The organism is Streptomyces shenzhenensis (genome assembly GCF_003688995.1).
GTDB classification, from domain to species: Bacteria; Actinomycetota; Actinomycetes; order Streptomycetales; family Streptomycetaceae; genus Streptomyces; species Streptomyces shenzhenensis_A.
Genome location: NZ_PENI01000042.1, coordinates 1 through 12,809 on the forward strand (window position 1 = coordinate 1; position 12,809 = coordinate 12,809).

Annotated in this window: 11 protein-coding genes; 4 read left to right on the top strand and 7 right to left on the bottom strand. The window is 73.4% G+C overall.

All coding sequences use genetic code 11. The features are described 5' to 3' along the window. On the bottom strand, positions 1–650 hold a 650-nt coding region (locus tag CTZ28_RS40140; protein WP_183154833.1), incomplete at its 3' end, for a lectin. A gap of 399 nt (positions 651–1,049) precedes the next feature. Next, complete coding sequence (locus tag CTZ28_RS40145; RefSeq protein ID WP_121894703.1) at positions 1,050–2,504, bottom strand: glyceraldehyde-3-phosphate dehydrogenase; 1,455 nt, start codon at positions 2,502–2,504, stop codon at positions 1,050–1,052. Between the two features lie 199 nt (positions 2,505–2,703). Between CTZ28_RS40145 and CTZ28_RS40150 the strand changes: the two genes are divergently transcribed. The 4 genes from CTZ28_RS40150 (at position 2,704) to CTZ28_RS40165 (ending at position 7,511) form a co-directional block, all read left to right on the top strand. Next, on the top strand, positions 2,704–3,663 hold the full coding sequence (locus CTZ28_RS40150; RefSeq protein WP_121894704.1) for a LysR family transcriptional regulator: 960 nt from the start codon (positions 2,704–2,706) through the stop codon (positions 3,661–3,663). Positions 3,664–3,835: 172 nt separating this feature from the next. Then, the gene (locus CTZ28_RS40155) at positions 3,836–6,484 is read left to right on the top strand and encodes a winged helix-turn-helix domain-containing protein (protein WP_121894766.1); all 2,649 of its coding nucleotides are present in this window, start codon (positions 3,836–3,838) and stop codon (positions 6,482–6,484) included. Positions 6,485–6,633: 149 nt separating this feature from the next. Then, entirely contained in the window at positions 6,634–6,831 is a 198-nt protein-coding gene (locus CTZ28_RS40160) for a hypothetical protein (protein WP_121894705.1), read from the top strand. A gap of 56 nt (positions 6,832–6,887) precedes the next feature. Then, positions 6,888–7,511, top strand: coding sequence for an HdeD family acid-resistance protein (locus CTZ28_RS40165; RefSeq protein WP_121894706.1), 624 nt, complete (start codon positions 6,888–6,890; stop codon positions 7,509–7,511). Between the two features lie 36 nt (positions 7,512–7,547). Here CTZ28_RS40165 and CTZ28_RS40170 read toward each other — a convergent pair whose 3' ends face one another. From CTZ28_RS40170 to CTZ28_RS40190, 5 genes are all read right to left on the bottom strand, one after another. Beyond that, entirely contained in the window at positions 7,548–8,180 is a 633-nt protein-coding gene (locus CTZ28_RS40170; protein WP_121894707.1) for a GTP-binding protein, read from the bottom strand. Positions 8,181–8,257: 77 nt separating this feature from the next. Further along, positions 8,258–8,617: a DUF742 domain-containing protein gene (locus CTZ28_RS40175; protein WP_121894708.1), complete on the bottom strand. Its 360-nt coding sequence runs from the start codon at positions 8,615–8,617 to the stop codon at positions 8,258–8,260. Between the two features lies 1 nt (position 8,618). Further along, positions 8,619–9,050 carry a roadblock/LC7 domain-containing protein gene (locus tag CTZ28_RS40180; protein ID WP_121894709.1) on the bottom strand — a complete coding sequence of 144 codons (432 nt, stop codon included), beginning with the start codon at positions 9,048–9,050 and terminating at the stop codon, positions 8,619–8,621. A gap of 1 nt (position 9,051) precedes the next feature. Further along, entirely contained in the window at positions 9,052–11,430 is a 2,379-nt protein-coding gene (locus CTZ28_RS40185; protein ID WP_121894710.1) for a sensor histidine kinase, read from the bottom strand. A 169-nt stretch (positions 11,431–11,599) separates the two neighbouring features. Beyond that, the gene (locus CTZ28_RS40190; RefSeq protein ID WP_121894711.1) at positions 11,600–12,610 is read right to left on the bottom strand and encodes a substrate-binding domain-containing protein; all 1,011 of its coding nucleotides are present in this window, start codon (positions 12,608–12,610) and stop codon (positions 11,600–11,602) included. Positions 12,611–12,809 lie beyond the last annotated feature (199 nt).

The window sequence follows — 12,809 nt, forward strand, 5'->3', positions numbered from 1 at the left end:
GTGTCGCTGCCGGTGGTGGCGAAGCCGGGGTACGCGCCGAGCGCGGCGGTCAGCCCGCTGTAGGTGTAGAACGCGTTCCGGCCCGGGAACATCTGGTTGAACTGCGCCTCGCTGACCACGAATCCGGACGGGTTGCCGCCCCCGCCGCTCGCCGGCGCGTTCCACTTCTGGTTGGCGCCGCCCGAGCAGGTCCAGATCTGCAGCCGGGTCGCGTTGGCGCTGTTGTTGTCCCGGACGTCCAGGCACTTGTCGGCCGCCGGGTTGACGATGTCATGGGCGGCGGTGACCACCCACTGCTGGTTGGCGCCGCCCGAGCAGTCCCACAACTGCACCGAGGCGCCGTCGGCGGTGCTGCGGTCGACGACGTCGAGGCACTTGCCGAGCGCACGCAGGGTGCCGTCGCCCGGGTTGGACCAGCGCTGGGCGTCGGTGCCGTTGCAGTCGTAGAGCTGTACGGCGGTGCCGTTGGCGCTGTCGGCGCCGGCCACGTCGACGCACTTGCCCGCGAGTCCGGTGATCTGGCCGTCGGCGGCCTGGGCCGGGGCCGTGGCGAACAGGGTGGCGAGAAGGGCGGCGAGTACGGCACCGATCAGGGTGCGGACCGAGGCGACGCGTCTGCCGGACAGCCGGCCGGCGTGGGGGGTGGCCATGGTGGACATGACTCCTTGACGGTGGGGAGGCGGAGTGCGGACGCACCGGCGGACCGTCGGGCGGCGCCGGTGAGCGGCTCTTGCGCGGGGCACGGCCGGACGGGCGAGAGCCTGACGAGCGGCACCGGCCGGCCCGGAAGGAGTGCGGAGTCTTCTGGCGGTACTAGGTCTAGACCATGGCAGGCGCGGGTGGAGCCGTCAACTACCCCGTACGCAACGGAACTTCGGCGCGACCGCGCCGCTGCGGCAGGGCGCGGTGCCGACGCGTGCACCGGATCCGGCCGCGGCGCCGCGGCGCGGCCGGTCCGTCCGCCGGAACGCGTGATGCCGCCGGCCGGAGTCGGCCGACGGCATCACGAGGCTGACGGTCACGGGCGGCTCGCGCGGCCGCCGCGAGGGTCAGACCGCCGGGGCCGGGTAGGTGGGGTACTCGACCCCGGAGACATGCTGGACGACCCGGACGACCTGGCAGGAGTAGCCGAACTCGTTGTCGTACCAGAGGTAGAGGATCGCGTTGTCGCCCTCCACCTTGGTGGCGCCGGCGTCGATGATCGAGGCGTGGCGCGAGCCGATGAAGTCGCTCGAGACCGCGTCGGGCGCGCTGATGAAGTCGATCTGGCGCTTGAGCGGCGAGGTCAGGGACACGTTCCGGAGGTGGTCGAGCACCTGCTCGCGGGTGGTCTCCTGGGCGAGCTGCAGGTTGAGGATCGCGATCGAGACGTCCGGCACCGGCACCCGGATCGAGCTGCCGGTGATCCTCGCCCTGAGGTCGGGCAGCGCCTTGGTGACCGCGGAGGCCGCGCCGGTCTCGGTGATGACCATGTTGAGCGGCGCCGAGCGGCCACGGCGCTCGGACTTGTGGTAATTGTCCAGCAGATTCTGGTCGTTGGTGAACGAGTGGACGGTCTCCACATGCCCCCGCAGCACCCCGTACTCGTCGTCCATGGCCTTCAGCGGCGGCACGATCGCGTTGGTGGTGCAGGACGCGCAGGACAGGATCCGCTCGTCCGGCTTGACGGTGTCGTGGTTGACGCCGTGCACGATGTTGGGGACGTCGCCCTTGCCCGGGGCGGTCAGCACGACCTTGTCGATGCCGGGGCGCAGATGCTGCGACAGGCCCTCGCGGTCGCGCCACTTTCCGGTGTTGTCGATGAGGATGGCGTCCTTGATGCCGTACGCCGTGTAGTCCACGGACGCGGGGTCGTCGGCGTGGATCACCTTGATCTCGTTGCCGTTGGCGATGATCGCGCCGTTCGCCTCGTCGACCGTGATCGTGCCCTGGAACTGGCCGTGGATGGAGTCGCGGCGCAGCAGTGAGGCGCGCTTGACGATGTCCTCGGCGGCCCGGCGGGCGTCCCCGCGGACCACGATGGCGCGCAGCCGCAGGCCGTTGCCGGACCCCGCCTTCTCGATGAGCAGGCGGGCGACGAGCCGGCCGATGCGGCCGAAGCCGTAGAGGACGACATCGCGGCCCTCGCGGCGCTCCAGCTTGTTGGCGCCCGTGGCGCCGGCGACGGCCTCGGCGGTGAAGGCCGCGACGGACAGGCCCCGGTCGTCGCTCCGGTACGTCGCGGCGAGCATGCCGATGTCGATCTGGGACGGGCCGAGATCCAGCGCGATCAGCGCCTGCAGGAACGGCATGGTCTGGGTGACCGACAGTTCCTCGCCGGCGATCTGCCGGGCGAACCGATGGGTCTTGAGGATGCTGACCACCGACTTGTTCACCAGGGAGCGGCTGTGGAGCAGGACGGTGACGTCACGCTCCCGGTGCAGCTTCCCGATGAGCGGGATCATCGACTCCGCGATCTCCTCGCGGTTCTTCCAGTTGGTGAACGAGTCCTCGTTGACAGTCACAGATCTATCTTTCGAGCTAGGCGGCGCTCATATGGTAACCACGACTCGATTCGATCTTTCCTGGGGGTGACGGACCGGGGGACGGATGACGGCGATTGGGGAGATTTGCCCTTGTCTGTGCTCGGTATGATCCGACGCAGTGGCCGATGCGCGCGACGACGCGAGGGACGGCGGCCGTGGACCGACGGGACGAGGACGGATGGAGCTGGAGCTGCGGCATCTGCGCGTGCTGTGCGCGCTCGCCGACGCCGGGAGCGTGGGCCGGGCCGCGTCCGTCCTCGGCTATTCGCAGCCGGCCGTGAGCACCCAGCTCCAGCGGCTGGAACGGCACTTCGGCGAGCCGCTGTTCGAGCGCGGCAGCGCGGGGGTGCGGACCACACCGTACGGTGCCGAGGTCGTCGCCGAGGCGCGCGACGTCCTCGCCCGCGCCAACGCGATCGGGCGCCGCGCCCCCGCCGACGCCTCGCCGGCGGGCCGGACCCTGCGCCTCGCGGCCACCAACTCGCCCATGCTGTCCGGGACGGTGTCCCGGCTGCGGGCCCGGCTGCCCGCGGTGTCACCGGCGGTGAGCAGCGTGTACGCCTCCTCGCGCATCGTCGAGCTCCTGGAGGAGGGCACGGCGGACGCGGCCATCGCCGCCGACTACCCGGGGATGGAGCTGAGGCACTCGGCCGCCGTCGCCCACCAGGGGATCGTCACCGAGCCGAACTTCGTCGCCCTCCCGGCCCGGCACCGGCTCAAGGACGCGGCGCAGGTCTCGCTCGCCGACCTCGCAGGGGACGCCTGGTTCCTGACCCCGGACGACGGGGCCGGCTGGCCCGGCGTCTTCTACACCGCCTGCGCGGCGGCCGGATTCACACCCCGTACCGTGCATGAATTCCTCGGCGACCGGACCCAGTTGCAGAACATGATCGCCGACGGGCTCGGCGTGTCCGTCGTCCAGGCGACCGTCCGGCCGATCCCGCACGTCGTGATCAAGCCGCTGGCCGGCACGCCGTTGTGGTGCCGTTACGTACTCGCCTGGCGGCGCGCCGCGGTCGACGCGCAGCTGGCCGAGGCACTGCACCAGTGCGCCACCGCCGCGTACCGGGAACTCGCCGCGCAGTCACCGCACTTGCGCAACTGGGCGGCCCGCACCTGGAACGTCACCGGGACCTAGGCCCTGCCAGGGCCGGCGGCACCCGCTGCTCCGCGGTGATCTCCTTCACCTTGGTCTCGATCGGTACGTCGGGGTCGACCCGGTGCGGGTCGCCGCGCACATGTCCGGCGGGGCTGACACACTGACCGGAGGACCGTCGGCCAAGACCTGACGGACGGTGGTGGTGAGCGCCATGGCACATCGGCACCGGCACCGGGACCGCTCCGCACCGGAACCGCGCGTCGACCCCCGCGGCGAACCGTTCCTCGGCACCCGCTTCGCCGCCCCCGCACGGCCCCTCACCTTCCTGCGCCGGGCACGCCTCGCCGACCGTCTCGACCAGGGTCTCGGCACCCCGCTGACGCTGGTCGACGGGCCGGCCGGGGCGGGCAAGACGCTCCTGGTCGCCGACTGGGCCGCGCGCCTGGACCGGCCGGTGGCCTGGCTCACCGCCGACCCGGCGGACCGGGCCCCCGGACTGTTCTGGGCCTATCTGCTCCAGGCCCTGCGGGTCGCGGGCCTGCGGCCGGCACCCGGCATCGGCTCCCCGGCGCACCCCAGCAGCGTCGACCGGGCCCTGCTGGCCCGGCTCGCGGCCGACCTGAGCGGCCGCCCCGAGCCCGCGATCGTCGTCGTCGACGAGTTCGAGCGGGTGCCCACCGCGGACATCGCCGAACAACTGGAGTTCGTACTGCACCACGCCTCGGCGGGCCTGCGGCTGATCCTCGTCACCCGCAGCGAACCGCTGCTCCCGCTGCACCGCCACCGGGCGGCCGGCAGCATCACCGAGATCCGCGGCGCGGAACTGGCGTTCACCCCGGAGGAGGCGGCCGCCCTGCTGGCGGCCCACGGCCTGCGGCTCTCCGCGGACGCCGCGCACACCCTGGTCCGCCGCACCCGGGGCTGGGCCGCCGGACTGCGCCTGTGCGCCCTGGCCGCACGGCAGAGCGCCGACCCGGAACGCTGTCTGAAGGAGTTCGAGGCCGGACACAGCGTCGTCGCCGACTATCTGCTCGCCGAAGTGCTGAGGCGGCAGCCCGCCGGGACACAGGACCTGCTGCTGCGCGTGAGCGTCGTGGAACGGTTCCGGCCCGGGCTGGCCGACGCGCTGACCGGGCGGTCCGACGCCGAGCGGATCCTGGCCCGGCTGCGGCGGGAGAACGCGTTCGTCGAACCCCTCGGGCAGACGTGGTACCGCCTGCACCCGCTGTTCGCGGAGATCCTGCGGGCCCATCTGCGCGAGCGGCACCCCGGCCTGGAGACCGAGCTGCACCGCAGGGCCGCCCGCTGGCTGAGCCGCTCCGGATCGCTCACGGAGACGCTCGCCCACGGCTGCGCCGCCGGGGACTGGGAGTTCGCCGCCCGCGCGCTCGTCGACGATCTCGCGATCGGCCGGCTGTTCACCGGCCAGGGCCCCGACGACCTGGGCACGCCGTTCGCCCGCATGACCGCAGGCACCGACAGCCCCGCCCGGCAACTCGTCCTGGCGGCCCGTGAGTTGGCGGGCCGCGACCTCGGCCACGGGCTGCCCCGGCTGCGGCACGCCGAGGAACTCCTCGCCGACGACACCGCGGACCATGTGCCCGACCGGCTCGGCTGCGCCCTCCTGGAGGCGCTTGCCGCGCGCCTCACGGGCTCACCCGGCCGGGCCGAACGGGCCGCCGGACGCGCCCGGGACCTGAGCCGGTCCGTGCCCGCCGAGCGCCTGGACCGGCACCCCGAACTCCTCGCGCTGCTGCTGGCCCACGTCGGCTCGGCACGGCTGTGGGCCGGGCACGTCGCGGAGGCACGCGCCGCGCTCGCCGAGGCGGTCACCCGCCCGGGCGGCGCCGCCACCGCGCTGCCGCGCCAGGACGCCCTCGGCCACCTCGCGCTGATCGACTGGCTGGCCGGCCGGACCGCCGGGGCGGAGCGGAAGGCGCTCGCCGCGCTGCGGGAGGCCGACCGGTACGGGCTGCCCGCACCCGCCCGCTCCGCCGTCGCCGGGCTCGTCCTGGCCGCCGTGGCCGTCGAACGCGACGAACTGGACGCCGCCCAGGCCCTGCTCGACCGGGTCACCGCCGACGGCCACGGCACCGCGGACCCGGTCGCGGCGGCCGCCAGGGCCCTCGCCGGGGCACACCTGCTGCTGGCCCGGGGCGATCCGGGCGCGGCCGTGGCCGCCGTGGAGGACCGCGGCACGGCCGTGGTCGCCTCCCCCTGGGCCGCGGACCACGCCGCGCTGGTCGCCTCCGCCGCCCGGCTGGCCGGCGGCGACCCGGAGGCGGCGGCGAAGGCGCTGGAACCCGTCGCGCGGCGGCTGCCCGCCTGCGCCGTGGCGGCCGCGCGAGCCCGGCTCGCGGCGGGCGACACCGGTACGGCTCTCGGCCTGCTCGACACGCTGCCGACGCCGGGTCCCGGCGGTCCCGCGCTGACCGTGCGGGCGGCCCTCGTGCGCGCCGAGGCCGCCGACCGGACCGGCGACATCGCCGCCGCCCGCCGCCTGGTCGCCCGGGCGCTGTGCGACGCGCGCCGCGAGCGGCTGCGCCGGCCGTTCCGCGAGGCCGGCCCGTGGCTGCGGCCCCTGCTCGCCACCGCCCCGGCCCACGACTGGCTCGTCGCGGGCGGCGGCACCCGGGACGCGACCGGCCTGCGGCCCGCCCCGGTCGTCGAGGAGCTGAGCCCGCGCGAGCGCGACGTGCTGTGCCGGCTCGCGCAGCTCATGTCCACCGAGGAGATCGCGGCGGACCTGTATGTGTCCGTCAACACGGTCAAGACCCATCTCAAGGGCCTCTACCGCAAGCTCTCGGTCGGCCGGCGGGCGGACGCGGTGCGCCGGGCCCGGGAACTCCGGCTGCTGTGAGGCGCCGCCGGCGGGTGCCCCGGCGGTGACGGACCGCGGAGCCGGTATCACCTGCGCCGGGTGAGGCCGGGGCGGGCCGCGGGGGCGGACGATCGCGAGGAAAGGGCACAGTTCGCCTGCGTACACGCCACCCGCGGGGAGAACAGCTCATGCGGTACGAGATCCGCGTCGACGGACATCTGTCGAAGACGCTCGCCGGGGCCTTTCCCGAGTTCGACCACGTCGTCGTGTCCGACCAGACCCTGCTGTACGGGCCGGTCGTGGACGAGGCGCACCTCTACGGGCTGCTGGCCCGGTGCCAGTCGCTGGGCCTGTGCGTGCTGGAGATGCGCCGGCTGCCGGAATGACGCGCCGTGCCGTCGGGGATCCGTCCCCGCACCGCACGATCAGGTGAGGAGGAGCCATGACCGAACCGCCTCGATCGGGACCGCGAGCCGGACCGGGCACGCACCCCGGCGCACCGGGCCAGGACCGGGACATCGCGGAGGTGCTCGCCGCCCTCGGCGCGTCCTGGCTGTGGACCCTGGGCGCGGCGCTGGTCACGCTGCTGGCCGGCATCCTGATCCTGGTCTGGCCGAACGAGACCCTGCATGTACTGGCCGTCATCATCGGCCTGTACCTGCTGCTGAGCGGGGTGTTCCGGCTGGTCACCGCGTTCGCCGGGCAGGCGCACGGCGAACGGCTCACCGGGGTGCTGGTCGCCCTGCTGTTCGTCCTGGCCGGTGTGCTGTGTCTGCGCCACCCGTTGCAGACCATCGCCGCGCTCTCGCTGATCGTCGGGGTGACCTGGCTGGTGACCGGCATGCTGACGCTGTACGCGGCCGTCTCCACCAAGGCGCTGCCGCACCGGGGAGTCGCCTTCGCCGCGGGCGTCCTGGGTGTCGCCGCGGGCATCGTGGTACTCGCCCTGCCCGCCGCGTCGGCGGTGGTGCTGACCCGGCTGCTCGGCCTGTGGCTGGTCCTGCTCGGACTGATGGAGCTGACGACGGCCCTCGCCCTGCGCGCCGCCCTGCGCAGACTGGGCTGACCGGAGCACGTGGCCGGGGCGGGCCGTGTGTGCGGCTCAGCCGGACCGGTCGGCCGCGTGGTGCTCGCCGCCGGTGCGGGCCGTGGCGATCAGCCGGTCGATCAGCGCGATCAGCACGTCACGGCACGACTCGCGCTCCCGCGCGTCGCACAGCAGCACCGGAGTGTCCGCCGACAGCGCGAGCGCGTCCCGGATGTCGTCGGCCGGGTACGGATGCCGGCCGTGGAAGCCGTTGACGCCGACCACGAACGGGATGCGCCGCCGCTCGAAGAAGTCGATGGCGGCGAAACTGGTCCGCGGCCGGCGCACGTCCACCAGCACCACGGCCCCCAGGGCGCCGATCGCCAGGTCGTTCCACATGAACCAGAACCGCTGCTGCCCGGGGGTGCCGAACAGGTACAGCACCAGATCCTGCCCGATGCTGATCCGGCCGAAGTCCAGGGCGACGGTGGTGGCCCGTTTCTCCTCGATGCCGTCGAGGTCGTCGACGCCCAGCCCGGCGGCTGTGAGCGGTTCCTCCGTGCGCAGCGGGACGATCTCGCTGACGGATCCGACCATGGTGGTCTTGCCGACGCCGAACCCCCCGGCGATGAGGATCTTGACGGTGTCGGGGGCGGCGACCGCCCCGGCGGGGGAGCCGGGGGCCGGGCGGCCGATCTTGCTGACCATGAGGCGGGATGCCCTTTCGTCGAAGCGGGTGAGCCGGCTGACGGCTCCGGAGCCGACCGGGACCGACCCGACCGGACCTAGAGCCGGCCGAGGCCGTCGCGCACCTTCTGCAGCAGCTCCAGGTCGGGTGTGCTGCGGGAGACGGGGTGCGGCGGGCGGGCGGTGATCCGGCCCTCCTCCAGCAGGTCGCAGAGCAGGATGACGACCACGCTCACCGGAAGGTCGAGGAGGGCGGCGAGTTCCGCGACGGCGACCGGTCGCGCGCATCGCTTGAGGATGCGGGTGTGCTCGGGCTGGAGCCGCTCGGCCCAGGCGGGCTGCGGATCGACCGCGGTCACCGTCGTGATGAGGGTGAAGTCGGCGCGGCTGGGCCGGGTCCGCCCGCCGGTCAGGGTGAACGGTCGTACCAGCCGGCCCGCCGCGTCGCCTCCGCTCACCTCACTCGCCGCGGTCGGACGCGATGACGACGCCCGCGCGCGGTGCCGCGCTCAGATGCTCACCGATCTTCTTCACCAGCATGTTCATCTGGTACGCCACCACGCCGACGTCCGCGCCCTGGCTGGTGAGGACGACCAGATGGGCGCCCGGGCCCGCGGAGGTCAGGATCAGAAAGCTGTTGGCCATCTCGATGAGCGCCTGGCGCACCGGGCCGCCGCGGAAGTCCATGCTGACGCCCTTGCTGAGGCTCATCAGGCCGGACGCGGTCGCCGCGAGGCGCTCGGCGTCGTCGCGCAGGAACCCGGTGGACTTGCTGATGACGAGTCCGTCCTCGGAGAGGACCACGGCCTGGTTCACCTCGGCGACCCGGTCGACGAGACCGGTGAGCAGCTGGTCGAGCTGGGTGTGCGTGGCGGGGGTGGGGCGGGTCATGTCAGCGTCCTTCGTGAGCGGTCGACGGGCGGAGTCGGGCATCAGGGTCCCCGTTCTCGGACGGGGCCGCGGGCGGCTCGGCGTCCTCGTCACGGGCCCGCAGCGTGCCGCGCTGGAACCCGCCGAGGGAGGAGGCGGCGCGTTCCGCGGTGAAGTCGTCGTGGTGGCCGTTCTCCTCGGGCTGCGGCGCCTCCTCGCGCAGCTCCAGGACCAGGCTCGTCTGCGGCACCCGGCGCGGCAGCGGGGCGAGGCCGTCCGTGTCCGGGGCCTCCTCGGGGCGGTGGGCCGCGGCGGACCTGGCCGGCCCGGCGTGCCGGGCCCGCACGGCGACGGCCGTCGCCACGGCGTTCCCCGTGCCGTTCTCCGTCCCGTTCCTCGGGGCCTGCCCCGCGCCGGGCTCCGTGCCGTCCTCCTGCGGATCCCGGCCCCCTGGCGCGGTGGCGTCGGGGGTCTCGCGCACGACGATCTCGTGCGGCACCAGCACGATGGCCGTGGTCCCGCCGTACGGCGACGGGCGCAGGGTGACGGCGATCCCGTGCCGGGTGGCGAGCCGGGCGACGACGAACATGCCGAGCCGCAGATCGTCGCCGAGCCCCACCACGTCGAACTGGGGCGCCACCGCCAGCTGGGCGTTGAGCGAGGCGTAGTCCTCCTCGGACATGCCGAGGCCGCGGTCCTCGACCTCGATGGCCAGTCCCTTGGCGACCGTCGCGGCCCGCACCCCGACCGGGCTGGGCGCGGGGGAGTAGACGGTCGCGTTGTCGATGAGTTCGGCGAGCAGATGGATCACGTCCGCGACCGCGGGCGGGGCGAGGCTCACCTCCTCGTCGGTGCGCACCTCGACCCGCTGGTACTCGGCGACCTCGCCGACGGCACTGTGCAGGATGTCGATGAGCGCGACCGGCTCGCTCCAGCTGCGCCGGGGCTGCTCGCCGCTGATGATGACGAGGTTCTCCTCGTAGCGGCGCAACTGGCTCGCCGTGGAGTCGAGTTCGTACAGGCCCTGGAGGACGTCCGGGTCGCTGTGCCGCCGCTCCAGCGCGTCCAGCTTGCTGAGCTGGAGGTTGACCAGGTTCTGGCTCTGCCGGGCGATGCCGAGGATGACCTTCTGGAACCCGCGCCGGGTGTCGGCGAGTTCGACCGCGGTGTGCACGGCCGTGCGCTGGGCGGTGTTGAACGCCTGGGCCACCTGGCCGAGTTCGTCGCGTCCGTAGTCGAGCGGCGGGGTCGCCAGTTCCACGTCGACCCGCTCGCCCCGCTCCAGCCGGGCGACCACGTCGGGCAGCCGCTCCTCGGCCAGGCCGAGCGTGGCCTCCCGGAGCCCGCGCAGCCGCCGGGACAGCGAACGGGTGATGCGCCAGGACATGCCGACGCTCAGCAGCAGGGCGACGAGTCCGCCGACGCTCAGCGAGCCGGCCGTGATCAGCAGGTCGTCCGCCCGCCCGGCGCTGCGGTCGAGCAGCGCGGACGTCTGACGCTGGATCAGGCTGGAGTAGTTGGCGCCGACCTCGGTCAGCGCGGTGCTCCACTCGGACTGTACGTCGGGCAGGACAGTGCGGCCGTCCGGTTCGCCGGCCGTGGCCCCGGCGGCGAGGATCCGGTCCTCGACGCGCTCCAGCGCCATCCATGCGGCGCCCTGGAGGATCTGTTCGGTCTGTGTCTTGGCGCTGCCGCGCAGCCCGGGCACCACCTGGTCCTCGACCAGCCAGCGGCGGGTCTCGACCAGCCGGGTGAACGCGGTCCGCTGGTCGTCGGTGAGATGCCCGGTCGACCAGGCCAGGGCGAGCAGCGCGTCCTCCCGGGAGACCTGCTCCGCCGCGTGCTCCAGTGCGACGAGCGGCCCGGCCTGCGAGGTGAGGTCGCCGTCGTCGACCTGGGACAGCTCCTGGAAGGCGTGGATCTGGTCGTCGATGATCGCGGTGTACTGGTCCAGTACCTGTTCGGCGGTGATGTCGGTGGGGTCGTCGACCTGGCCCCGGTAGTACTCCAGGCTGCCGACCGAGGCGACGACCGAGTACATGCGGTCCTTGACGCGGGCCGGGGCCTGCCGGATCTCCTTGGTCTGCCTGACCAGCTTGGCGACGGCCGCGTCCGTCGTCCTGCGCTGTGCGTCGAGCGCCGTCCGGGAGCCGCGCGGGGCGGCGAGCCAGGCGGCGGACAGCCGGCGTTCCTGCTGCAGCGCGAGGGTGGCCTCGGTGCCCATGGCCCCGGTCGACCGGCTCAACTGGGTCTGCGCCCGCAGCCGTAGCCCCTCCGAGAACATCTGGGTCGTGGTCACGCCCCAGACGGCGGCGAGCGTGACGCTCGGCACCAGGGCCAGCAGGATCAGGGAGAGACGTATGGAGCCTAGGCGGCGCCGGGCACCTGTCCGTGGAGACATCGTCGTCCTAGTAGCGGTCTTCGGGGGCGGGGGTGGGGCGGGGGACGAGCGCGGCGGGTGACTGCGTGTCCGGTACGGAACCAGGGATGCGCAGGATGCTATCCGCACATGTGACCGCATGTGCCGCGAGTGGTCGAATCGTTGGTGTCGGCCGGGATGAACGGCCGGATCAGCGCGTCCCGTTGGCGGCGAACTTCGCCACGGCGGCCACGTTCGTCTTGGTCACGAACGCGGGGCCGGTGAGCACCGGCGACACCCCGCCGCCGCTGATGTTGCCGTTGGTCCTGTACAACCACAGGGCGTCCACGGCGAGATAGCCCTGGAGGTAGGGCTGCTGGTCCACGGCGAACTGCACGTCACCGCTCTGCACGGCCTTGACCAGGTCCTTGTTGAGGTCGAAGGTCGCCACCTGGGCCCGGCTGCCGGCCTGCTTCACCGACTTGACCGCGGCGAGCGCGAACTGCGCCCCGTTGGTGACCACTTCGTCGATGTCGGGGTTCTGCCGCAGCTGGGCCGCGACGGCCTCGGTGAGCGCGTCCATGTCGGTGCCGTCGACATAGGCGATGGTGGTGCGGCCGCCGAACGTCTTCTTCACACCGGCGCAGCGCGCCTCCACGGCGATGTTGCCGCGCTCGTGGATCACGCACAGGGTGTGCTTGGCCTTGAGATCGTCGAGCTTGTCGCCGACGGCACGGCCCGCCACGCTCTCGTCCTGGCCGAAGTACTCCAGGGCGCCCGCCGACTGCCAGGCGTCGATGCCGGAGTTGAGCGCGACCACGGGGATGCCCGCCGCCTTCGCCTGGTCGACCGGGCCCTTCATCGCCTCGGGCTTGGCCAGCGTCACGGCGATGCCGTCGACCTGGTCGCGGATCGCGTCGCGGACCAGCTCCGCCTGCCCGGCCGCGTCGGGGTTGTTCGCGTACGTCAGCTCGATGCCGTCCTTGGCCGCGGCCGCCTCGGCTCCCTTGCGTACCAGGTCCCAGAAGGCATCTCCCCGGTCGCCGTGGCTGACCAGGGCTATCTTCAGCCGGGCGGCGCCCGCCCTGCCGGTGTCGGCCGACGACTGCGTGCCGTCGGAGCCGGAGCAGCCGGCCACCAGCAGACAGCCCGCCGCGGCGGCGGTCAGCGCTGTCGTGTGCGCCGGTCTACCGGGGGAGGAGCGTGGGGAAGTCGTGTTCATGAGGGTGCGGCACCTCGCTGTGCGGCCTGGCAGGAGCGGAAGGGAGCGCGGGCCCGGCGCTCGGGCGCGCCGGCCGGTCCGCTCTCCCGGCGGGAGCCAATCGCGTGTGACCGCGGGTAGTCAAGTGTGCCGAGAGGGTCAGGGGGTTGTCGGTGCCGCATCGTGATGATGGGGGTGCGGTGGGGCGGCAGGCGCGCGA

Bases quoted from the DNA above. Each gene is read 5' to 3' on its own strand.
- CTZ28_RS40160 (WP_121894705.1), top strand. From the start codon at position 6,634: ATGCGGTACGAGATCCGCGTCGACGGACATCTGTCGAAGACGCTCGCC.
- CTZ28_RS40150 (WP_121894704.1), top strand. From the start codon at position 2,704: ATGGAGCTGGAGCTGCGGCATCTGCGCGTGCTGTGCGCGCTCGCCGAC.
- CTZ28_RS40170 (WP_121894707.1), bottom strand. From the start codon at position 8,180: ATGGTCAGCAAGATCGGCCGCCCGGCCCCCGGCTCCCCCGCCGGGGCG.
- CTZ28_RS40190 (WP_121894711.1), bottom strand. From the start codon at position 12,610: ATGAACACGACTTCCCCACGCTCCTCCCCCGGTAGACCGGCGCACACG.
- CTZ28_RS40185 (WP_121894710.1), bottom strand. From the start codon at position 11,430: ATGTCTCCACGGACAGGTGCCCGGCGCCGCCTAGGCTCCATACGTCTC.
- CTZ28_RS40165 (WP_121894706.1), top strand. From the start codon at position 6,888: ATGACCGAACCGCCTCGATCGGGACCGCGAGCCGGACCGGGCACGCAC.
- CTZ28_RS40155 (WP_121894766.1), top strand. From the start codon at position 3,836: ATGGCACATCGGCACCGGCACCGGGACCGCTCCGCACCGGAACCGCGC.
- CTZ28_RS40180 (WP_121894709.1), bottom strand. From the start codon at position 9,050: ATGACCCGCCCCACCCCCGCCACGCACACCCAGCTCGACCAGCTGCTC.